Genomic DNA, 21,986 nt, shown 5'->3' on the forward strand with positions numbered 1-21,986 from the left:
TCCCGGAGCGCACTCATTCACTTTTTTGCCGTAAATACCGTTTATCATTCATGAATAAACTCCAGAAGTAGACGAAACCAGGGAACAGGATGATGAACCCGACGATATAGGTGATGAATACAGCCTTAAAGGAGTTGGGATCGGTAAAACCCGATTGGATCGTAACCTCAGGATAGATGATATAAGGTAAATGTGCCCTACCGTACACATAACTCGCCAGTACATATTGAAAGGTAACGGCAATGACGGCCACCCTGGGCATCCCTTTCATCCCTTCCTTATTCGTCGGCAGGAACAAAGCACCTCCCGCGACGAGGAACCCGAGAAGGGAGACGAGTAAAATCGGCAGGTCATCCATCATACGATCGTAAATCCATCTTGCCTCATTTTTCATGGTGAACATGATGAGAAAGGCCATGACAACCGAGATGGGACCGATGATCAGAGCGTCCCGGCGATATACTTTAAAGGCTTCGAATTCCTTTGAAGCCTTGGAATAGTCAGCGAGAAGCAGAGATGACAAGAATAGCGTACTTGCGACGGCAAATCCGAAGAAGGCATATTCATGTGGACTAGTGAACAATTTTCCCAGATGAAGGGTCTGTCCGTCGCTGAAGTCAATATAAGGTCCGTGGGAAATGGGCAGTACGCTGATGAGCAGGCCTGGAATCAATAAACCGGTGATCCCTGTTACGTAGGTCAGCGGCTTTCTGTAGTCATCTGCGACATGAGAGAATACAAGGAAGGCACTTCGCAGGGCCAGAAGCAACAGAATCAAACTTCCGGGAACGAGTAGAACGGTTCCCAATGAATAGGCGGCTCCAGGGAACATACTGTACACGGCGACGACCAGGGCGACGATGAATGTATTGGTGACCTCCCAGGTCGGGGACAGATAGCGATTGGCAATGTTCGTCGCTTTCGTTTTGTCATGATTGATGTAGATCATCGACCAGAAACCTGCACCGAAATCCATCGTCGCCATGACGGCATAGATAAAGACGAATCCCCATAGAATCGTGATGGCAATCAATGATTGTGTCATATCTTCACCTCCTGCTGTTTAAGTTGATAAAGGTATATCCTTGTGACTCGCTTCCGCTTTGTTAATATCCTTTTCAGGCGGATTCCGTTTGAAATAATAGAGCAGGACCAGAACGACGGAAACGGCCAAAATCGCATAAACGGAAACGAATAGTATGAAAAGGGTTCCTAAGTTGCCTGAAGTGGTCACCGAGTCTTCCGTACTGAGAATACGGTAGATTGTCCAAGGCTGTCTGCCTGTACAGGCGAAGATCCAACCGAATTCGATGGCCATGATCGACAGCGGCCCCCCTGCAACGAATGCCCACATCAGCCATTTCGGGAATCGGTCCTTTTTAAGTAACTTGTTCCATACATAGGCGACCAGTGACAGTAAGATAAGCAGCGAACCGATCCCGACCATCGCATTGAACAGGGTATGGACGAATAAAGGCGGCCAATATTCTTCAGGGAAGTCGTTCAATCCGATCACTTCCGTATCGAAACTGTTCCCGGCAAGAAAGCTGAGTGCCCACGGAATTTCGATCCCCCACTTTACTTCTTGAGTGACAGGGTCGGTGAATCCTCCAACGGAAAGTGGAGCATGAGTCTGGGTTTCGAACAGTCCTTCAGCGGCTGCCAATTTCTCAGGCTGATACTCATGGAGCTTTTGGGCCGATTCATGTCCATTGATTGCGGTCAAGAATGCGAAAACACCCCCGACTAATAAGCAAATCATGAGGGACTTGCGGTGAAAGGCATAAATCCTTGATCCGAAAGAAGACCGGAGCATTTTAAATGCGGATACGGTCGCAATCGTAAACGACCCGACTACATAGGCCGATAACGCCACGTGTCCGGCTGTCACAAAGAAACTAGGATTAAAGAATGCTTTCCATGGATCTACGTTGGTGATTTGCCCGTTTATGATTTCAAATCCCGCAGGCGTTCCTTCAAACGCATGTACATTGGTGATGAGTACGGCTGAAGCAAGACCGCCGATGGCAACAAGGACCAGGCTCACGATCCTCATCCATGGTGCGATTCGGCTCGCTGCATATACATAAATGGACATAAACAATGCTTCCACAAAGAAAGCATAAATTTCAATCTGAAACGGCAGGGCCATGACGCGCCCGATGACTTCCATGAACCCCGGCCAAAGGAGTGACAGTTGAACGCCGGCGATAGTCCCTGTTGGGATGCCCACCCCTAATAGAACGGCAAACGCCTTCGTCCAGCGCTTCGCCATGACCGAATAATCAAGGTCATTGGTCCGTTGAAACATGATTTCGGCCACGAGGATCATTAGCGGAATACCCACCCCAAGTGTGGCAAAAATGATATGAAACCCCATTGTGACCCCAAACATGGAACGAGCGATTACTAATTCATCCATTTTCAAATCTCCCTTACTAGTCTTTAACATTTCCTTATTGTCCACTTAATGGAAAATAATATTCATGTTTTTTAGGAGGGAGGGTTTAAAAAAAGAGCAGCACGGGGCTGCTCTTTTCACTTATTCTACTGCAATGCTTTTTTCAACGTTTCAATATTTCTTTTCATCAATGAAAAGTAATCCTCATCCTTTTCTCGATCATCTGCTGTAAGGACGGATAGGTTATGAAGTGTCAGTGACTTCGCACCTAATTCATTTTGGACGACTTCTGTCAGGCGTGAAGAGACGTTCTGCTCAAAGAGAATGTATTGAACATTGTCTTTTTTTCCTTTTTCGATGATTTTCTTCAGTTCCTGCTGGGACGGTTCATTGGCGGTATTCAACCCGGCGATGGCTTTCTGTTGAAGTCCGTAGCGTTCTTCCCAATAGCTGTAGGCTGCGTGGGACACGTAAAATGTTTTCTTTGGTGCGTTGTCTGCCATCGATTTGAACTCAGCGTCCAAATCGTCCAGGTCACTTGACAACGTTTTAAGATTCGCCTGGAACTCATCCTTATGCTCGGGCATTTCCTTCGAGAGGGTGTCGGCGATATTCTTGGCCATTTCCTTCGAATACACGGGATCCAGCCAGATGTGAGGGTTCACATCATGGTGATGGCCGTCTTCATGGTCGTGTTCATCAGCCACTTCTTCATGAGGCAATTCAATTCCTTTACTTGCCGGTACCACTGTGACGTCTTCATTTTCTAGTAATGATTTGGACTTTTCAACAAATCCTTCAAGGCCCATCCCGACATAGAAGAAAACGTCCCCATCGGCCATCTTCATCATATCTTTCTGAGACGGTTCGAAGGTGTGCTCATCAGCACCTGGAGGGTAGATGCTTTCAACATCCACATAGTCCCCGCCGATTTTTTTCGTGAAATCCTCCAGTGGATAGACGGTCGTGTAAATCTCTAATACATCTTTCTTTTTGTCGTCCTGACCGGACTCGGCTCCGCAGGCAGACAATACGAAAATCAATAATAATAGAAAACTCATGCGAATATAGTTCAAGAGGAATCCTCCTTTTAAAGTCGTGTTCGTTTCTTAACTGTAATGATTACGATTTAGCACAAAGGTTATTTTACTACCGATAGGGGGAATAAGCAAGATAAATGGATTGTTTTTATAAAAAAAAGACTGCCTCCCCATCTGGAGCCAGTCCCAATCATTTATCTTTTTGCCTTGGCCATTCTTCCGGCACGTGGTCGATTCCTCCAGGATGAAATGGATGGCATTTCACAATCCGCTTGATCGTAAGCCAGCCGCCCTTTACTGCGCCAAACCGGCTCACGGCCTCGACACCGTAATGGGAGCAGGTGGGATAAAAACGGCAGGTAGGGGGTTTGAGTGGAGAGATGACGCGCTGGTAAATCTTGAATATGGCTAACAATACTTGTTTCATGATTCGTCTCCCCGTTGATTTTCTTTTACTATATCAGAATCTGAAGGGAGATTGAAAGCTTTTGACTTGTCAGCCCGGGTGGGAAAATAGGATTTTCGCCTAATTCAGATTAAGTTGATGAAATAACTATGAATTTACGTTATACTATGAAGTAGAAACTAAATGGGAGTGATATTAATGCCTTCAGTAGAAAGCTTTGAATTAGATCATAATGCAGTGAAAGCACCATTCGTCAGACATTGTGGTGTCCATAAAGTAGGAAGCGACGGACTTGTAAACAAGTTTGATATCCGTTTCTGTCAGCCGAACAAGCAAGCGATGAAGCCTGATTCCATTCATACTCTTGAGCATTTATTAGCCTTCACGATCCGGAAATATGCTGAGCCGTATGCTCACTTTGATATCATTGATATTTCTCCGATGGGTTGCCAAACGGGTTATTATTTAGTCGTCAGCGGGGAGCCGAAAGTGGAAGAAATCATCGACCTGTTGAACGCGACGATGAAAGAAGCGGTAGAAATCGAAGAAATCCCTGCAGCCAATGAAAAGCAATGCGGGCAGGCGAAGCTTCATGATTTAGAAGGAGCCAAGAAACTGATGCGTTTCTGGTTGAGTCAGAGCAATGAAGAATTGAAGCAAGTATTTGCATAAAGAAAAACCACCGTTCTTGATTGAACGGTGGTTTTTTACTGTTTACTCTTTATGTTCCTTTTCCTCGTCCTGTTTCATCTGTTCGAGGTGAGGATTGTTTTCGAGTGGATCAACTGTATGCTTAACGGTTGTATAGGCTTTGGACGTGGTAAGGGCACTGACGAAAATCACCAGGATACATATGACAACCGCAATAATCAGAACTAGAGTCATTGACATCATGCAACCCCCTTTTTTCACTATTTTACCATAGAAAGATCGGCCATTCAGGAGAAAAAACAACAATTTTATGACGTTTCCTATGTTTTCCATTAGATGTTTGTTATTCTGAATATAGTATGCACCAATATTGATAATCAAAGGCGAGGGGGGAGTTACCATGGAAATGTCTTCTCTGATGGGAAAACAGGTGGCAGAGCTTCAGAGGACGCTCAGCATGAATCTGCTTAAGAGCCAGATGGCGACTCAAACAGCTCAGGTTACGGTGATGATGAGGGATATGCAGGCCAGTCAACCTGCTCCTCATCCAAGTAAAGGACATGCAGTGGATATAAAAGGTTAAAAAAAGCGTTGCTCCGGGTATTCAGAGCAACGCTTTTTACTTGCATTTTTTTAATGTAAACTTTTCTTCTCCAACCTCACCCGTTCTTCGCTGTTGGACCATTTTTCTTTCAATGTTTCGAATATGTATAAGCGGAAGAAGTATTGTAATTCTTCTGTTTCCATTTCCTGGATCATTTCCAATAATTCGTTCCTGGATGTATCTTCTAAGATTGTAAGGGCAATGAGGTCTAAGTCTTCGTCGGTACCTTTGATTCTTCCACGGTACATTTCATAAATCTCTTCGATCAACTTCATGCACTTCACCTCCCTTTTGTTCCATTTTAACATGAACGTTTATGAATTACTCTACATATTATGCTAGGACAACTCTTATTTGTCTTTACCCTTTTATCGGACTTTTTAACCGCGTAAAGGCGTTCTGCCGTTAGCGTCGTCGCTTCACTGGTGATGAAAAAGTTGTCTGCGATAAACCAGCCACTACGAAAAGGAGATGCTTTCATTGGAGAAAAGCTTGCTGTTCGTTGGGTCGGGACTCAGTGCCCTTATTCTTAATTTATTCGGAGAGTGGGACATGTTGATTACATTTCTGTTGATCGCCGTGACCCTCGATTATTTCACGGGGATGATTGCAAGCGGGATCGAAGGAAAGCTTTCAAGCAAATTCGGTATAAAGGGGATCGGCCGGAAAGTGCTGATTTTCTCGCTTGTCACCGTTGCTCACCTTATTGATACTATACTAACAAATCAACACTTTATTCGTAATGCGACGATTATTTTTTATTTATGTAATGAGTTGATTTCAATCATTGAGAATGTCGGGAGAGCCGGGGTACCTGTACCGGGATTTTTACGAAAAGCGGTTGAAGTGTTGAAGAAGAAATCCAAGTGAATAGAATTCCGTCAATTGAGGAAAATGAAGGATAAGTACAGTGAAGGAGTGGGAAGATGAGCGAAGAACGACATGATTATTATATTGAAGTGGCCACCGGTGAAATTTCAAGAAGCTCGACGGATTCCGAATGGAACTTTAAAATATCTGCGACCGATGAAGAAATCACCCAGCTCCGGGAAGTGTTCGATTCCAATCATTCGGTCGACTGGCAAAATTTCTACAGGGCTCACGTTCCTTATGTTCAATATCATTTTGACCGGGAAAATGATGCCTATGATGAAAACCTGCATCAAGTGTATGAAATGCTTCACCGGCTGGGGGATGAAGACGTCAAGACCTTCATCGAAAGCATAGGCATCCTCGACTCCAAGCCTCATGAAGATCACGAGTAATGATAAAAGTATTGGTTCAGAAGTGATATCTGTGGACCAATGCTTTTTATTTGTGGTTAGATGAAAGAAAGTGTGTACGGATGAGGTGATGTTGGATGGAACGGTTTATAGATGAAAATGGAAAGAGAGTGGAATTATCCTTTCAAAAGGGGCAGTTTCAACAGAAGTCCTGCCATGTCCTTGTGATTTGTCGTTATAATGGCCGATGGTTATTGACCCGCCATAAAAAAAGGGGTCTCGAGTTTCCAGGGGGGAAGAGGGAAAAGGGGGAGACCCTAGAGGAAGCTGCGGTCCGCGAAACGTTTGAAGAGACGGGGGGAGTGATCAAAGAGCCTCTCTTTATTGGGGAATATAAGGTGTTTGATCACACTCCGTTTGTCAAAACGATTTTCTTCGCGGAAGCAGAAGAGATGATCCAAAAAGATGATTACCTGGAAACAGAAGGATCCGTGCTTTGGGACGGTGATTTTTCACACATTCACGAAGACCCTTCCTTTAGCTTCATTATGAAGGATCGGGTGGTGGAATCAGCACTGAAAAGAGTGAGGGACCTCGATCTTATGACTTGATCCATTTCTTCTCGAGCTGCTCCACGAGCTTATACATAATGGTGGCGAATACGGCAATGACGAGAAGGGAGAGAAGGACAAGGGTGAAGTTGAAGACCTGGAATCCGTAAATGATCATGTATCCGAGACCTTTGGCGGACACAAGGAATTCACCTACGATGACACCGACCCACGATAGCCCTACATTGACCTTCAAGGTCGAAATGATGGTAGGGAAGGAAGCGGGAAGGATGACTTCTTTAAACATCTGTCCCCGTTTCGCCCCGAATGTCTGCATCACCTTCAAGTAGTTCGGATCGACTTCCCTAAAGGAAGTATAGACGACGATGGTAGTGATGATGACAGAGATGACGGTCCCCATGGCAATGATGGACGTGAAGCCCGGTCCGAGCCCGACAATCAAGATCGGTCCGAGGGCGACCTTAGGCATGGCGTTCAGGATGACAAGATAAGGGTCCAGTACCTTCGAGAGAAACGGTGACCACCAAAGTAAAGCGGCAAGCAGTGTCCCGAGCAGGGTGCCGAGGATGAACCCGATGACGGTTTCACCCAGGGTCACAGACAGATTGGCTAAAAGGCTCCCATCCCCCAACTTCACGATGAACAGCTTCCATATCTTCGAAGGTGAACTGAAGATAAGGGGGTCCACCCAGCTGTTCCGACTGGCAATCTCCCACAGTGAGAAGAAGACGGTGAAGATAAGGGCTTGATAAAACCAGACCCATCGCTGCTCACGTTTCAAGGATTGAATGTATTCCTGGTGTTTTTGTTTAATCGATTCTTGATTCAAGGTTCTCAAGCTCCTTCCAAATCGTTTGGAAAAATTCCGGATAGGCTTCGTGGTTTCTGACCTCGAAGGGCATCAATCCCTTTAACAGTTGTGGTACCTCGAATATAATATGGACACGCCCCGGTTTTGAACCGAATAAAATGATGCGGTCACTCATGGAGATCGCTTCCCCGATATCATGAGTGACGAGGATGGCCGTTTTCCCGAAGGATTTCAAAGTGGAAAACACCAGATCCTCCAACTTTAATTTCGTTTGATAATCAAGTGCAGAGAAAGGTTCATCCAGGAGAAGCAGTTGAGGCTCGGTGATGAGTGTCCGGATCAGTGCGACCCGTTGACGCATACCCCCTGACAATTCCCGGGGGTAAGAGGTCTCTACACCCTCAAGACCCATTTCCCTCAATAAGGCATGTGCTTCTTTTCTTTTATCCTCTGTCAGGTTCCCCATAATGGCCAATCCGAGAAAAATGTTCTCTTCAATCGTCTTCCAAGGAAACAGATAGTCCTGCTGAAGCATATATCCCAGTTTCTTCTTCATATTTCTTATGGGCTTATTGTGTAGGGTGACGGTTCCTTCTGTCGGCTTGATGAGGCCGGCAACAATGGAAAGCAGCGTCGTCTTTCCGCATCCCGATGGACCGATGAACGAGACGAATTCACCTTCTCCTACTTGCAATGATATGTCTGTGAGGGCATGGGTGGCCGTTTTCGGTGAGAAGTAGGTGTGGTGGACGGAATCAATCGATAGAAAGTTCACTGTTTTAAGCCTCCATTTTCAAATTTTTTACAACGGAAGGGCTGACATATGTCAGCCCCCGGGTATTGCTACTTTGATGCTTTTTCAGCGATGGAAGTGTTTACGAGCGTTTTGTGATCGATGGACTGAGGGAGTTCCCCTGCTTCATCCATGATGGCTTGAAGATTGTTCCACTCATCTTCATCCAGGATTGGGTCTGTTGCGAAAGAGCCTTGTGATTTATACCGGTCGACAACCGTTTCAATCAGGTCCACTTTCGTATCTTCAAAGTATGGCTCAATCACTTTGGCGATGTCGGCCGCTGAATGATCTGCCACCCATTGCTGAGCTTTGTAAAGGGCTTTCGTGAATTTCTCCACCGTTTCTTTGTTTTCTTTCATATAACTGTCTTTCGCCATGAAGGTCGTGTATGGCACATGCCCTGATTCGGTGCCAAAGGAAGCGACGATATGTCCTTTGCCCTCTTGTTCAAAGATGGAGGCGGTCGGTTCGAATAATTGGACATAGTCGCCGGTACCGGATGCAAAAGCATTGGCAACATTGGCGAAATCAATGTTCTGGATTAGATTTAAATCGTTCTGCGGATCGATGCCGTGATTCTTCAACACGAATTCCCCGACCATTTGCGGCATGCCGCCTTTACGCTGGCCAAGGAAGGTTGAACCCTTCAGCTGATCCCATTCGAAGTTCTCCACCTTTTCCCTGGAGACGAGGAACGTACCGTCGGTTTGGGTTATTTGAGCGAAGTTGATGACGGGATCATCCGACCCTTGAGCATGGACGTAGATGGACGTTTCAGAACCCACCAATGCGACATCCGCACCGTTTGATAATAGGGTGGTCATCGTCTTATCCCCACCCCATGTGGTGGTCAGCTCAATGTCGAGACCTTCTTCTTTAAAGAATCCTTTTTCGATCGCTACATATTCAGGTGCATAAAAAATCGAGCGGGTCACTTCCGCTACACGAACCTTTTGGACAGCCTCCTCTTTTTCCCCACAGGCAGTCAATCCGATGGTCAATATGAGAATGAGGAGAACTCCTAAACCGCTTCGAAGCCATTTTTTCAATTCAATCTTCCTCCTTTACTTTTTCCAGGTAATCAGTAGTCGGGATGAGTGCAGCTCTGCCTTGTTTATTTAGCTGGCAGTAGGGTAGGATGGTCATAAAGCAACGTGATTTCCATTTGCTAAAATAGTCTATGTAGAGTATAAAAAATGTGTGAATACCCATAGCACGTTTTGAAAGGAAGAGAATATGAAGAACGGAATGATCGTGAAGAAAACGTTGTTTCCCTCTCCGAACCCACATGTCGAATTATATGAAATCACCTATATATCCTCGGGACTGAGGGTGAAGGGCTTATTGGCTGAGCCTGTCTTAAAGGGTACATACGACGGTTTCCTTTATTTAAGAGGAGGGATCAAAGGTGTCGGCATGGTCAGGCCAGCCAGGATTGCTCAGTTCGCATCACACGGATTCATCGTGTTTGCTCCCTATTACAGGGGGAACCTGGGGGGAGAAGGGAATGAGGATTTCGCCGGGGATGACCGGGAGGATGCTGTTGCAGGAGTGGAACTGTTGAAAGATCATTCCCGGGTCGCAAAGAATCGTATCCATGTATTCGGCTTCTCGAGGGGCGGGGTCATGGCCCTGATGGCAGGGATCGAGTCGAGGGACGTGAGGTCCATCGTCACATGGGGAGGCGTGTCGGATATGTTCTTGACGTATGATGAACGAAAGGACATGCGGAGAATGATGAAGAGGGTGATCGGGGGAAGTCCGAATAAAGTGCCCGAACGATACGAATGGAGAACTCCCCTGTATTCACTTGAACATCTTGAGGCCCCGGTCTTGATCATCCATGGGGAAAAAGATCAGAACGTTTCCGTCGAGCATGCATATAGATTAGAAAAAAGATTGAAGGAGCTCGGGAAGAGGGTTTCGTCCCATTATTTCAAAGAGTTTACGCACTACTTTCCGCCCCGGAAGAATCAAGAGATCGTTTCCCTCCTCTGTTCATGGATGAAAAATCAATAAACTAAAAAGGATTGAGGTCATTAAAGATGGGCATGGGTCTGGAATTGAATACGATGATTGTGACAAAAGGAAAAGAAGTGAGAAAAGAAGAGAATCTGTTTCAGCTTCAAAAGGACGGATACCGCCTATATCCGATGCATGTTCCCATAGATGTGAAAAAAACGAAGCACAGTAATCCGAGTGGTTTTGGAAGAATTGAAAAAATGGAGTGGAAGGATGAGAAGACGACGATCGTCTACAGGTTGATTTCCCTCAATTCCACCAATTAAAAATGGAAGGCTGTAAACACATGCTTACAGCCTTCCATTTTATTTGATTTCCTCATATAGTAGATAGCGGTTATCCTTCGTTTGTGCGATCAGATAGTTCTTGTGATCTTTTACGCTATAAATGGGGGTACCTTCCGCCAGCGTGTTGGCGGTGAAATTATTGACGGGATGATACTTGGTTTCGATCTTTTCTTTAATGGATCCAACCTTTTCCTGAAGGGTGAGTTTCTTCTCGGCAGATACCTTTACATACTCTTTATCGTTTACGACCATCATATCCCCATACCCGCATAATTCATATGATGCAGGTTTCTTCTCCCCGCACGCACTCAATAGGAATACACATAACACTAATACGGCCAGACGCTTCATATGTCTCCTCCTTTTCCATTCCGCACATACTCAAAAGATATTCAAGCTTGTACGCCAACATGATATTTTTTTTCGCTTTTTTTATGGAAATGGTGCTTCCTTAATTCTTTGGATTTGTGTAAACTTAATAGTATAATGAGTTTACATACATAAGGGGGATTTACAAATGAATGGAGAAAAACTGCGGATGATCATTCACTGTGCCATCTTTGCTGCCATGACAGGAATTTTCGCACAGATTGAAATACCACTGCCACTCGTTCCCATCAGCGGCCAAACCCTGGCAGTAGGGATCACGGCTACGATTCTTGGAAGCAGATACGGGGCGCTGTCCTTGATTTGCTATGCGGCACTCGGCGCGGTAGGGGTCCCGGTGTTTGCCGGTTTCAGTGGAGGAGCACAGGTCCTGGTCGGTCCGACGGGAGGCTATATCTTCGGATTTATCATTGCGGCTTACTTCACGGGACTCATTCTTGAAAAAACGAGATTTACGATTCCCATGGCGATGATCGCCAACACGGTCGGCATGATCATCACGTTGATCCTTGGGACCATCCAACTGAAATTCGTGGCGGATCTCGGCTGGAGTCAGGCGATGGCAGCGGGGGTTTATCCATTTATCGTCGTCGGACTTATTAAAGCATTCCTGGCAAGCTGGATTGGAATCACCGTAAGAAAACGATTGGTACAGGCGAAATTGATCCAGAACCGGAACGTGGCAGCATAAAAAAAGTGGACTCCTATTTTTAGGAATCCACTTTTTTTATTTGAATTTATACATAGACCAATAACCAATATCTTTAAAGCCGATACGCTTATAAATTTTTCCTGCTTCAGGATTATCATAAAAAAGGCATAGTTCTTTTCCTTCATTTAACACGTCACGGCAAAGCTTTGTCATGCACCCGGTGGCGTAGCCCTTTTTCTTATATTCAGGATGTGTGCATACGGCGACAATCATGGCGGACATGCTGTTCTCCGCCGTTGTGGAAGCGGAAGAAACGAACTTTCCGTCCACTTCTACATAATAACTGCGGGCAACCCCTTTTTCCATCCCATGCTTTCTCTTCTCTACGGTAAAGTCTCCTCCGCTGAATTCCGGGATAGCGTTCAATAGCTCCACAAGTTGCGGTAAATCGGTGAAAGAAGCTTCTTTCACATGCGGCAGGTCCCGGTCTTCCATGGAGGATGTACTGTCACATTTGGCATAATGCATATGTCTTTTCGAATGGATTTCCCTGGATAAAAAGGGTTCAACTTCAGTGACAATCCGTTTTAGTCCTGAAACGATGCTGTAGTCTTCCGTCTCGTTGATAATGGCGGCAAAGCCCTCTGCGTCAAATTCCCCCATGGAAAAAGGGATGAAGTTTTCACGGTATTTGAGAAGAATCCCTCTGAGATTTCCTTCCTCATCAAAATCTCCCCAAATCTTCTGGAAATCCTGTTCATACCCAAAGGCTTCAATGTCCCCGATGATGAACAAGTTCTCAGCAGGCTGCTGCTGAATGAGCTGCTGACATACGTCATGATCTTTCTCTGTAAGCTGTCTGATCATCTCTATACCCCCTGTGAAATTTAATCATAATCATACCAAAATTAGTAATATTTAGTAAAGTGTTATTTTTATATGGGTCGTAATAAATGATTAGGGAAATGGTAGTGGTTTTAAAATTCATCTTTTAGGGAAACTTATGAGCAATACTCGTTTTTCTATAATAGATCTAAGGAGGAGCACATATGCTTTGGACCATCATCGGAATCTTATTAGTTCTCTGGTTACTAGGATTGATCTTTAAAATCGGTGGAGCCGTCATCCATGTTCTACTGATCATCGCCGTTGTCGTATTCTTATTCAACAGAATCACCGGCCGTAAAAAAGGGCTCTAACGATAACAAAGGTCCGTCCCTCGAAGATGAGGGACGGACCTTTGTGTTTTTCAATTATTTAACGGCAGGGCCGCCTTTTTCCTCGATGTCTGAAGGAACGTTCGAGAATTTCTTGAAGTTCTCGTTGAATTTGTGAGCAAGTTCTTTTGCTTTTACTTCATAGGCCGATTCATTGGACCATGTCTTCTTAGGTTGAAGCACTTCGTCTGGAACACCAGGAACGTGAACCGGGATGTTCAGGCCGAAGATCTCGTCTGTTGCCGTTTCGACATTCGTAAGCTCACCCTCAAGGGCTGCCTGGATCATGGCGCGGGTGTAGGAAAGCTTCATTCGATTCCCGACTCCGTATTCTCCGCCGGTCCAACCGGTGTTCACAAGGAATACCTGTGCATTGTGCTCATCGATCTTCTTACCAAGCATCTCTGCATAACGAGTGGCAGGAAGCGGAAGGAACGGTGAACCGAAGCATGTCGAGAATGTTGCCTGTGGTGACGTGATCCCACGCTCTGTACCTGCAAGCTTCGATGTATATCCGCTTAGGAAATGATACATCGCCTGTTCTTTTGTCAGCTTGCTGATCGGAGGTAATACGCCGAATGCATCAGCTGTTAAGAATACAATCGTATTTGGGTGTCCTGCGATACTTGGCTCCACGATGTTTTCCATCGCTTGAAGGGGGTAGGCAGCACGCGTGTTTTCTGTTAAAGTGTTATCATCATAATCCGCAATGCGGGACATATCATCAAGAACGACATTTTCAAGGACGGAACCGAAACGGATCGCATCAAAGATCTGAGGTTCTTTTTCGCGTGTAAGCCCGATGCACTTAGCATAGCAGCCGCCTTCAATATTGAATACGCCATTCGGTGACCAGCCGTGCTCATCATCACCGATCAAGCGGCGGTTGGGATCTGCGGATAAAGTCGTTTTCCCTGTACCGGACAATCCGAAGAACAATGCTACATCGCCTTCACGACCGACGTTCGATGAGCAGTGCATGGAAAGGATGTCGGATTCAGGAAGTACATAGTTCATGACTGAGAAGATCGATTTCTTCATTTCACCGGCATATTCCGTACCGCCGATCAATACGATCCGTTTTTCGAATGAAACGATGATGAACGTTTCGGAGTGAGTGCCGTCGACTTCAGGGTCAGCTTTGAAGTTCGGGGCTGAAATCACGGTGAACTCGGATTGATGATCCTTCAACTCTTCTGTTTTCGGGCGGATGAATAATTGGTGTGCAAACAGATTATGCCAGGCGAGCTCATTGATCACTTGAATCGGCAGTCTATGTTTTGGGTCGGCGCCTGCGAACCCTTTAAATGAGAAAACTTCTTCTTTTTCTTTTAAGTATGAGATGACTTTCGTATATAATTTATCGAATGATTCCGAAGAGATCGGTTGATTGACAGAACCCCACTCGATTTTATCCTTCGTCGTTGGTTCTTCCACAATAAATTTATCTTTAGGAGAGCGTCCTGTGTATTTACCAGTTTCTGCTCTGACTGCACCTGATGATGTTAAAACGCCTTCATTTCGTTGAAGGACCTTTTCGACTAGTTGAGAAACAGATAATTGTTCCTGAATGTTTTGACCGTTAAGTAATTCTGTTAATTCATTAGACATGCTCACTGAATTCATTAGAACCCTTCCTTTATATAAATTTATTTAATGGTATCGTTTTCTTCACAAAAATAGTATAACACAATCAAGCTATTAGTCTATACTATTTATTTAATTTTATAATGTGTCTTCATTTTGTCACATTTCTTGGTCGAATAAAGCTTGTTTCTTCTTATTTATATGAAATGTATCGTTCAATGTTTAGCCTCATTACCCCATTAGGTTATTTAAATGATAAAAAACAGGCTGGGATCATGAAATGGATGGTTAAACCTGTCATCCAAAAAGAGTTGACACCACTTGTCCTAACCGTTATCATTGTTCCTTGAACGGATACTCTTATCCTGAGCTGGTGGAGGGAGCAGACCCTATGAAACCCAGCAACCTGCTAAATAGTGAATGGATCCATTTCTTTAATGAATCCGATTAAGCGAAGGTGCTAAACTGAGGCAAGGTCTCTAAAACCTTGAACGATAAGAGAGAAAAGGCGCGGCTATGATCTGAAACCTTTCCTCTGAAGCTTTTTTCCCCGAGGAAGGGTTTTTTCTGTTTATAGTGGACCACATGCACATAAATCATGATTTATTTATAAAAGAATCATGTTTACTTCATACTACTTAGGGAAATGAGTACCGTATCTGTTTACTGTTTTGTCAGAAGAAGATTTCTGACAAATATGCTTAAGGAGGAACCTTGATGTCAACTAAACGTCGTCTGTTTACATCTGAGTCCGTAACCGAAGGACATCCAGATAAAATTTGTGACCAAATCTCTGATTCAATTCTTGATGCAATTCTTACCAACGATCCGAATGCACGTGTAGCGTGTGAAACATCTGTTACAACGGGTCTTGTGCTCGTTGCCGGTGAAATCACTACGAATACGTATGTCGATATTCCGAAAATCGTTCGTGAAACGATCCGTGAAATCGGTTATACCCGTGCGAAATACGGCTTTGATGCTGAAACATGTGCTGTTCTTACTTCCATTGATGAGCAGTCTGCTGATATCGCTCAAGGTGTCGATCAGGCCCTTGAAGCCCGTGAAGGTCAAATGACGGATGAAGAAATCGATGCAATCGGTGCAGGTGACCAAGGGTTGATGTTCGGATTTGCTTGTAATGAAACGAAAGAGCTTATGCCTCTTCCGATTTCCCTTGCACACAAAATCTCCCGTCGATTAACGGAAGTTCGTAAAGAAGAGATCCTTCCTTACCTTCGTCCGGATGGGAAAACACAAGTAACCGTTGAATACGATGAAAATGATAAGCCGGTTCGCATCGACACGATCGTTATCTCGACTCAGCATCACCCTGAAGTGACGCTTGAGCAAATTCAACGTAACCTGAAAGAATATGTCATCGACCCGGTTGTACCGAAAGAACTAATCGATGAACAGACTAAATACTTCATCAACCCGACTGGCCGCTTTGTAATCGGTGGACCACAAGGTGATGCAGGACTTACAGGACGTAAAATCATCGTTGACACATACGGCGGATACGCCCGTCACGGTGGCGGTGCCTTCTCTGGTAAGGATGCAACGAAAGTGGACCGTTCTGCAGCCTATGCAGCGCGCTATGTAGCGAAGAACATCGTGGCAGCTGGACTTGCTGAGAAATGTGAAGTTCAATTGGCGTATGCAATCGGTGTGGCGAAGCCCGTATCCATCTCCGTTGATACATTTGGAACAGGGAAAGTTTCAGAAGATGTATTAATTGACGTGGTCAGCAATAACTTTGACCTGCGTCCTGCAGGAATCATCAAAATGCTGGACCTTCGTCGTCCGATCTACAAACAGACAGCTGCTTACGGACACTTCGGCCGTAACGACATCGATCTTCCTTGGGAACGCACGAACAAAGCGGATGCGTTGAAAGCAGAAGCACTGGGCGAATAAGGAAAGATAGAAGAGACCAACACTTTTTCAGAGTGTTGGTCTTTTTTGATGACGATCACAAGAAAATCTTCCATGAGTATTCTCAAGGAGGATGGGGTATCCCAAGTATAGGAAGTTAAAACGGTTTGATACTCTTATAATACTGTCCTTTTTCAGCGTATTCCCGGGAGATGCGCTTCATTTCACTGATATCGTGCTCATTGAGCTCCCTCACGACTTTGGCCGGTCGTCCGAAGGCGAGGGTATTAGGCGGGATGACCTTCCCCTGGGGGACAAGGCTTCCGGCTCCGATGAACGCTCCTTCGCCGATTTCGGCATTATCGAGGATGATGGAACCCATGCCGATCAATGCCTTTTTCCTGATTTTGCAGCTATGTAAGATCACCCCATGGCCGACAGTCACTTCATCTTCAAGGATAAGAGGGTTATTTGGACTCTGATGGAGAATGGAGTTATCCTGTATATTTACTTTATCACCGATCTTAGTGGGAGCGACATCCCCCCTGATGACGGTATTGAACCAGATACTCGATTCTTCACCGATCTCGACGTCCCCTGAGATGGTCACATAATCGGCGATGAAAGCCGAATGTGCGATGACGGGTTTTTTATCATAATACGGATAGAGCATTTTTTACTACCCCTTTCAATAATATTTATTATAATAATGGTAGCAGAATTCTTTCATGGAGAGAACTACAAAGGAGGATTTGTCATGTGGAAATGGGAATCAGATCAAGAGGCAAAGGCAGTCATCGTCATCATTCATGGGGCGATGGAACATCACGGAAGATATGGTTGGCTCATTGAAATGTGGCGTGCATCGGGATTCCATGTCGTCATGGGTGACTTACCCGGTCAGGGAATGACGTCAAGAAGCCAAAGGGGCCATATCGATTCCTTTGATGAATACATCGTGGAAGTGAAGGACTGGGTCCAGGCAGCCTATCAATTCGAACTGCCTGTCTTTGTGATCGGTCATAGTATGGGCGGGCTTATCGCCATACGCCTCCTGCAGGAATCCCATGTGAACGTAGCGGGTGTGATTTTATCCTCGCCGTGTTTGGGACTGGTTACGACCCCGGCTAAACCGGTCGAGCTATTGTCCCTCGGTTTAAATAAGATCGCTCCCATGGTGAAGTTCCCGTCCGGATTGACCATCGATATGGCGACCCGGAACGCAGATGTCAGGGAAATCGACAGCAATGATACGCTCTATATCACGAAAGTGTCTGTCCGCTGGTACAGGGAGCTCGTACAGGCGATGAAGGCCGCCTTCTCCAACCTGGAAAAAATGCCTGATGTCCCACTACTTGTGATGCAGGCGGGGGATGATAAAATCGTCGAAAAAAAGACAGTGAAAAAATGGTTCAATGAGCTGTCATTATCTGAAATGCATTACAAAGAATGGCCAAAGTGCTATCATGAAATTTATAATGAACCAGAAAGAGAAGAGATCTATGAGTATTCTAAGATCTTCATTGAAAGTCGCTTGAAAGCACTGGGATACATTTTGTAAAAGAGGTGATGAAATGTCGATACCAAGTGATCCCTTTTCATTGATGACAAGAGTGTACCGCACCGTTTTTCCCATCGTGCATGAGGAATTGGCGTGCTGGAAAAAGCGGGCGGAAGAAATCCCGAATCAGGAACTGAGAAACCAAGCACTTGCGAGCATTCAGCATAAAACGTTCCATTGCGAGGGAGGATCGATCCTTTCCCTGCTGGCATTGGATCATAAAGCAGATACGATCCGGTTCATCGTTGCCTATCAGACGATCAGCGATTACCTGGATAATCTGTGCGATCGCAGTGTGTCCCTCGATCCCGATGACTTTGCCCTCCTGCATCAGTCCATGAAGGATTCCTTGAAGGTGGGGGCAGAACCCGTCAATTATTATGCTTTAAGAAGGGACCAGGATGATGGAGGATACCTGAGGGATCTGGTCCTGACCTGTCAATCCGTTCTGCGCAGCTTACGCCATTACGATAGCATCAAGGATGATCTCCTTGAACTGTGTGAGTATTACTGTGATCTGCAAATACATAAACACGTGAAGAAAGAAGAGAGGGTGGCCAGGCTTCAAGGATGGTTCGAAACCCATCGCCAGAACCTGCCTGAAATGGACTGGTATGAGTTTTCGGCTTGTTCGGGCTCTACCCTTGGGATCTTCTGCTTGGTCTCTTATGCCAATCGAAGTGACTTCAAGCCTTCGTATACGGAGAAAATCAAGCGAGGCTATTTCCCGTACATTCAAGGATTACATATCCTTCTCGATTACTTCATCGATCAGGATGAGGACCGGGAAGGGGGAGATTTGAACTTCTGTTTCTACTATGAAAATGATGAGCATTTAAAAGAGCGTCTCATCCATTTTCTCCAGAAGGCCGATGAACATACCCATGAGCTTCCACATGCTCACTTTCACCGTTTGATCAATAAAGGACTCATCGGGGTTTACCTTTCTGACGACAAAGCCAGTAAACAGGCAAGCGTCCAATCCTTCTCCAAACAATTCATCGGAGAAGCCGGCTGGATCACCAAATTCTTCTACCTGAACGGGAAAATCTACCGCAAATGGAGAAACCGCAAAAAAACATCTTAATAAACGATCGAGGGACGGACCTCCGAAATACTTCGGGGGTCCGTCCCTTTTTTTGTCTATTTTCCCAAACCAAAGTTGGACATGGTCACCCATCATAAGACCAAATATACCATATTTATACATAATTTTTTTGTTGATTTTCCTGGTTTGGTGACGATAGTCCCGATTTCCTGTCGAGTGTATATGAATCTTTTTAACTATATTGCATTTATTTCGTAATACTAAATAACCAAATGTATTCTGAATATATTTACTTTTCAGAATAGTGGAGTATATTGTAGTTAGTGTAAATATTTAGTACATAACTAAGGGGGAATCGTGCTTGAAATCACGTAAAGTATTATCCATGGCCATGGCCGCAGCACTGAGTGTAGGGGCATTTGCTGTACCTGCCTCAGCTGCAACCGTGGGACCACAGAATGTGTTAGCGAAGCCAACGGTGAAATATGATCATAAGCATGGAGGGGCGTTCGATTTAGGAATCGCGAACGATGAACGTCTGATCGAGATGCTGAAGAAAGAAGGCAAGATCAAGAAGAATGCTACTGCTGCAGAAGCACAGAAGGGATTGCAAAAATTCCTTAAAGCGAAAGCGGATTCTGCTGAAAAAAATCCAGGGGAACTTCAGGATGAGGTAGCGGAAACGAAGACCAAGCTGAAAAAAGAAATGAAGAGTAACAGCCTGACTTCAGGTAAGGGAAATAAGCTTGGACAAGCTAAGAAAAACGCACCGGCTTCTGTAGAAGAAGAGGCATATGATGGTGAAAAGCGTACCGACGAAGTATTGGTTCTTCTTGTTGATTACCCGGACAAGCCTCATAATTCAATGACGGCTGATGAAACGGATATGCATTATGACGGTGAGGATGCTTATTCACGTGAGCATTATCAGGATATGTTATTCGGAGATGGTGGCTGGACAGGGCCAGACGGAAAGACGTATGTATCAATGAAACAGTATTATGAACAGCAATCGGGTGGAAGTTACTCAGTGGATGGTGAGGTTGCTGGGTGGTATACAGCAAGTAAACCGGCGGCTGCTTATGGTGGAAACTATCCAACAGAAGATGATAGTGATGTCGATGCAAGAGGTCTTGTAAAAGAAGCTCTGGCAGCAGCTGCTGCGGATGAAGACGTAAACCTTGCAGATTATGACCAGTGGGATCGTTACGATCTTGATGGAGACGGAGATTATCTTGAGCCGGACGGGCTTGTCGATCACTTAATGGTTATTCACTCAGGTGTTGGAGAAGAAGCTGGTGGTGGTTCTTTAGGATCTGACGCTATCTGGTCACACCGCTGGAATTTAAATGGAGTAACTCCAATCGCTGGAACAGAAGCGGAGGTTAACTATTGGGGTGGACCAATGGCTGCCTATGACTACACAATCGAACCTGAAGACGGTGCAGTCGGAGTCATGGCCCACGAATACGGACATGATTTAGGATTGCCTGATGAGTATGATACTCAGTACTCAGGTGCCGGTGAAGCGGTAAGCTACTGGTCCATCATGGCAAGCGGAAGCTGGGCAGGAGACATCCCGGGAGCACAGCCGACTGGATTCAGTCCTTATGCAAAGGAAATGCTTCAGGCTTCTGCTGTAGTGGATAGTGAAGGTACACCTGGAAATTGGCAGACTGGAACTGAAGTAAATGTTGAAGATTTAGATGGTAAAGGAACTGAAGTACTTCTAGATGAAGCAGCTACAAAAGGTACGAATAATGATGTAGTGAAAGTGAATCTTCCTCAAAAAGAAACAGTCATCAATAAGCCTGCAAGCGGTGATTACGAGTACTTCTCTGGAAGTGCTGATGACTTAGAAAATACTTTGACTACAAAAGTTGACTTAACCAATGCAACTTCTGCTCAATTCAACTTCAAAGCTTGGTACGACATCGAAAAGGACTGGGATTACGCATATGTAACAGTTAACGGTGAACCGGTTGCAAGTGATATTACAACGAATGAGAATCCTCATGATGCGAATCTAGGTAATGGAATCACTGGTTCTTCCAATGGCTGGGTTGACGCTTCATTCGATCTTTCTGCTTTCGCTGGAGAAGAAGTGGAAATTGCAATCGAGTACGTAACAGATGGTGCAGTTTCTCAACCTGGTCTATATGCAGACGATCTTTCTGTAGTTGTTGATGGAGAACAAGTATTGTTTGATGACGCTGAAGGCGATGCTAAATTCACTTTAGATGGATTCGAAAAAAATGACGGTATCAAACGCTCTGACCACTACTACCTATTAGAATGGCGCAGCCACAACGGTGTTGATGAAGGACTAGCAAATATCCGCCGTGGTGCTAGCCTGATGGAATATAATGAAGGTTTAGTTGTATGGTATGTGGATAATCAATTCAGTGAAAACTGGACTGGAATCCATCCTGGAGACGGATTCCTTGGAGTGGTTGATGCAGATCAAAGCACAAACTACTGGAGCGACGGTTCAGTCGGATCTACCCGTTACCAGATCCACGATGCTGCATTCAGCCTGAACAAATCAGAGAAAATGTTCCTAGATTACTCTGAATTACTGGGCATCACAATGAAAGACAACCACACTGCACGTAACCCACTATTTGATGACAGTGCGGATTACAGCAATAAAGGTCTAGTAGACGCTGGACGTAACGTTCCGAACTACGGATTGAATTTCCGTGTAACAGGTGAAAGTGCTGACGGTACAGTCGGTAAAGTGTTACTTTACAAAAAATAAGCAAGCAAAAAGGGTGATGGCCATTCCGGCCGTCACCCTTTAAGCATGTTAGTGGACATTTTTTCCCTCGGAATTGATAATA

The 21,986-nt window shown here is 45.1% G+C and carries 26 protein-coding genes and 1 riboswitch; of the genes, 13 read left to right on the forward strand and 13 right to left on the reverse strand.

Annotated features, from left to right (window positions below; all coding sequences use genetic code 11):
- Positions 1-13: 13 nt before the first annotated feature.
- The 4 genes from ATG71_RS08775 to yidD form a co-directional block, all read right to left on the reverse strand.
- A complete protein-coding gene (locus ATG71_RS08775; protein WP_098439260.1) occupies positions 14-1,045 on the reverse strand; it encodes a cytochrome d ubiquinol oxidase subunit II in 1,032 nt (343 codons plus the stop codon).
- An 18-nt stretch (positions 1,046-1,063) separates the two neighbouring features.
- Entirely contained in the window at positions 1,064-2,422 is a 1,359-nt protein-coding gene (locus tag ATG71_RS08780) for a cytochrome ubiquinol oxidase subunit I (protein ID WP_098439261.1), read from the reverse strand.
- Between the two features lie 125 nt (positions 2,423-2,547).
- A complete protein-coding gene (locus ATG71_RS08785) occupies positions 2,548-3,477 on the reverse strand; it encodes a metal ABC transporter substrate-binding protein (protein WP_353616275.1) in 930 nt (309 codons plus the stop codon).
- 154 nt (positions 3,478-3,631) lie between these two features.
- Positions 3,632-3,868 carry a membrane protein insertion efficiency factor YidD gene (gene yidD, locus ATG71_RS08790; protein WP_098439262.1) on the reverse strand — a complete coding sequence of 79 codons (237 nt, stop codon included), beginning with the start codon at positions 3,866-3,868 and terminating at the stop codon, positions 3,632-3,634.
- A 177-nt stretch (positions 3,869-4,045) separates the two neighbouring features.
- Between yidD and ATG71_RS08795 the strand changes: the two genes are divergently transcribed.
- Positions 4,046-4,519, forward strand: coding sequence for an S-ribosylhomocysteine lyase (locus tag ATG71_RS08795; protein ID WP_098439263.1), 474 nt, complete (start codon positions 4,046-4,048; stop codon positions 4,517-4,519).
- Between the two features lie 42 nt (positions 4,520-4,561).
- On the opposite strand, the gene ytzI is transcribed toward ATG71_RS08795, so the two are convergent.
- On the reverse strand, positions 4,562-4,741 hold the full coding sequence (gene ytzI / locus ATG71_RS08800) for a YtzI protein (RefSeq protein ID WP_258264765.1): 180 nt from the start codon (positions 4,739-4,741) through the stop codon (positions 4,562-4,564).
- Between the two features lie 157 nt (positions 4,742-4,898).
- Between ytzI and ATG71_RS08805 the strand changes: the two genes are divergently transcribed.
- A complete protein-coding gene (locus ATG71_RS08805; protein WP_098439264.1) occupies positions 4,899-5,081 on the forward strand; it encodes a hypothetical protein in 183 nt (60 codons plus the stop codon).
- A gap of 50 nt (positions 5,082-5,131) precedes the next feature.
- Here the strand turns inward: ATG71_RS08805 and ATG71_RS08810 are convergent, their stop codons facing one another.
- Positions 5,132-5,377 carry a DUF6154 family protein gene (locus ATG71_RS08810; protein WP_060672906.1) on the reverse strand — a complete coding sequence of 82 codons (246 nt, stop codon included), beginning with the start codon at positions 5,375-5,377 and terminating at the stop codon, positions 5,132-5,134.
- Positions 5,378-5,582: 205 nt separating this feature from the next.
- Between ATG71_RS08810 and ATG71_RS08815 the strand changes: the two genes are divergently transcribed.
- The 3 genes from ATG71_RS08815 (at position 5,583) to ytkD (ending at position 6,936) form a co-directional block, all read left to right on the forward strand.
- Positions 5,583-5,972 (forward strand): phage holin family protein, encoded by a 390-nt coding sequence (locus ATG71_RS08815; RefSeq protein ID WP_483295304.1) that lies wholly within the window; start codon positions 5,583-5,585, stop codon positions 5,970-5,972.
- A gap of 56 nt (positions 5,973-6,028) precedes the next feature.
- Complete coding sequence (locus ATG71_RS08820; protein ID WP_034765509.1) at positions 6,029-6,367, forward strand: hypothetical protein; 339 nt, start codon at positions 6,029-6,031, stop codon at positions 6,365-6,367.
- Between the two features lie 95 nt (positions 6,368-6,462).
- A complete protein-coding gene (ytkD, locus tag ATG71_RS08825; RefSeq protein WP_098439266.1) occupies positions 6,463-6,936 on the forward strand; it encodes an RNA deprotection pyrophosphohydrolase in 474 nt (157 codons plus the stop codon).
- Here the strand turns inward: ytkD and ATG71_RS08830 are convergent.
- From ATG71_RS08830 to ATG71_RS08840, 3 genes are all read right to left on the reverse strand, one after another.
- Entirely contained in the window at positions 6,926-7,687 is a 762-nt protein-coding gene (locus tag ATG71_RS08830; protein WP_483295335.1) for an ABC transporter permease, read from the reverse strand. The genes ytkD and ATG71_RS08830 overlap by 11 nt on opposite strands.
- Positions 7,688-7,706: 19 nt before the next feature.
- Complete coding sequence (locus ATG71_RS08835) at positions 7,707-8,483, reverse strand: ABC transporter ATP-binding protein (protein WP_098439267.1); 777 nt, start codon at positions 8,481-8,483, stop codon at positions 7,707-7,709.
- A gap of 68 nt (positions 8,484-8,551) precedes the next feature.
- A complete protein-coding gene (locus ATG71_RS08840; protein WP_098439268.1) occupies positions 8,552-9,553 on the reverse strand; it encodes an ABC transporter substrate-binding protein in 1,002 nt (333 codons plus the stop codon).
- Between the two features lie 187 nt (positions 9,554-9,740).
- Between ATG71_RS08840 and ATG71_RS08845 the strand changes: the two genes are divergently transcribed.
- Together ATG71_RS08845 and ATG71_RS08850 are read left to right on the forward strand one after the other, a co-directional pair.
- On the forward strand, positions 9,741-10,523 hold the full coding sequence (locus ATG71_RS08845) for an alpha/beta hydrolase family protein (RefSeq protein ID WP_098439269.1): 783 nt from the start codon (positions 9,741-9,743) through the stop codon (positions 10,521-10,523).
- 26 nt (positions 10,524-10,549) lie between these two features.
- A complete protein-coding gene (locus ATG71_RS08850) occupies positions 10,550-10,792 on the forward strand; it encodes a DUF2584 domain-containing protein (protein ID WP_098439270.1) in 243 nt (80 codons plus the stop codon).
- 39 nt (positions 10,793-10,831) lie between these two features.
- Here the strand turns inward: ATG71_RS08850 and ATG71_RS08855 are convergent, their stop codons facing one another.
- Positions 10,832-11,164, reverse strand: coding sequence for a hypothetical protein (locus ATG71_RS08855; protein WP_098439271.1), 333 nt, complete (start codon positions 11,162-11,164; stop codon positions 10,832-10,834).
- Between the two features lie 166 nt (positions 11,165-11,330).
- Here ATG71_RS08855 and ATG71_RS08860 point away from each other — a divergent pair, with 166 nt between their 5' ends.
- Positions 11,331-11,891 carry a biotin transporter BioY gene (locus ATG71_RS08860; protein WP_034765532.1) on the forward strand — a complete coding sequence of 187 codons (561 nt, stop codon included), beginning with the start codon at positions 11,331-11,333 and terminating at the stop codon, positions 11,889-11,891.
- A 36-nt stretch (positions 11,892-11,927) separates the two neighbouring features.
- On the opposite strand, the gene ATG71_RS08865 is transcribed toward ATG71_RS08860, so the two are convergent.
- Positions 11,928-12,719 (reverse strand): GNAT family N-acetyltransferase, encoded by a 792-nt coding sequence (locus ATG71_RS08865; protein WP_098439272.1) that lies wholly within the window; start codon positions 12,717-12,719, stop codon positions 11,928-11,930.
- Between the two features lie 182 nt (positions 12,720-12,901).
- Here ATG71_RS08865 and ATG71_RS23080 point away from each other — a divergent pair, with 182 nt between their 5' ends.
- On the forward strand, positions 12,902-13,051 hold the full coding sequence (locus ATG71_RS23080) for a lmo0937 family membrane protein (protein WP_106298475.1): 150 nt from the start codon (positions 12,902-12,904) through the stop codon (positions 13,049-13,051).
- 54 nt (positions 13,052-13,105) lie between these two features.
- On the opposite strand, the gene pckA is transcribed toward ATG71_RS23080, so the two are convergent.
- Positions 13,106-14,695, reverse strand: a complete 1,590-nt coding sequence (pckA, locus tag ATG71_RS08870; RefSeq protein WP_098439273.1) for a phosphoenolpyruvate carboxykinase (ATP) — start codon at positions 14,693-14,695, stop codon at positions 13,106-13,108.
- A gap of 318 nt (positions 14,696-15,013) precedes the next feature.
- A riboswitch (SAM riboswitch) is annotated at positions 15,014-15,157 on the forward strand.
- Positions 15,158-15,373: 216 nt separating this feature from the next.
- Between pckA and metK the strand changes: the two genes are divergently transcribed.
- The gene (gene metK, locus ATG71_RS08875) at positions 15,374-16,576 is read left to right on the forward strand and encodes a methionine adenosyltransferase (protein WP_098439274.1); all 1,203 of its coding nucleotides are present in this window, start codon (positions 15,374-15,376) and stop codon (positions 16,574-16,576) included.
- 115 nt (positions 16,577-16,691) lie between these two features.
- On the opposite strand, the gene ATG71_RS08880 is transcribed toward metK, so the two are convergent.
- The gene (locus ATG71_RS08880; protein ID WP_098353471.1) at positions 16,692-17,207 is read right to left on the reverse strand and encodes a gamma carbonic anhydrase; all 516 of its coding nucleotides are present in this window, start codon (positions 17,205-17,207) and stop codon (positions 16,692-16,694) included.
- Positions 17,208-17,291: 84 nt separating this feature from the next.
- Here ATG71_RS08880 and ATG71_RS08885 point away from each other — a divergent pair, with 84 nt between their 5' ends.
- The 3 genes from ATG71_RS08885 (at position 17,292) to ATG71_RS08895 (ending at position 21,904) form a co-directional block, all read left to right on the forward strand.
- Positions 17,292-18,095 (forward strand): alpha/beta hydrolase, encoded by an 804-nt coding sequence (locus tag ATG71_RS08885; RefSeq protein ID WP_098439275.1) that lies wholly within the window; start codon positions 17,292-17,294, stop codon positions 18,093-18,095.
- A gap of 13 nt (positions 18,096-18,108) precedes the next feature.
- Positions 18,109-19,182: a tetraprenyl-beta-curcumene synthase family protein gene (locus ATG71_RS08890; RefSeq protein ID WP_098439276.1), complete on the forward strand. Its 1,074-nt coding sequence runs from the start codon at positions 18,109-18,111 to the stop codon at positions 19,180-19,182.
- 346 nt (positions 19,183-19,528) lie between these two features.
- Complete coding sequence (locus ATG71_RS08895; RefSeq protein ID WP_483295336.1) at positions 19,529-21,904, forward strand: immune inhibitor A domain-containing protein; 2,376 nt, start codon at positions 19,529-19,531, stop codon at positions 21,902-21,904.
- The last annotated feature ends 82 nt before the right edge of the window (positions 21,905-21,986 follow it).

This window comes from Bacillus sp. es.034, from assembly GCF_002563655.1.
Taxonomy (GTDB): domain Bacteria; phylum Bacillota; class Bacilli; order Bacillales; family Bacillaceae_B; genus Rossellomorea.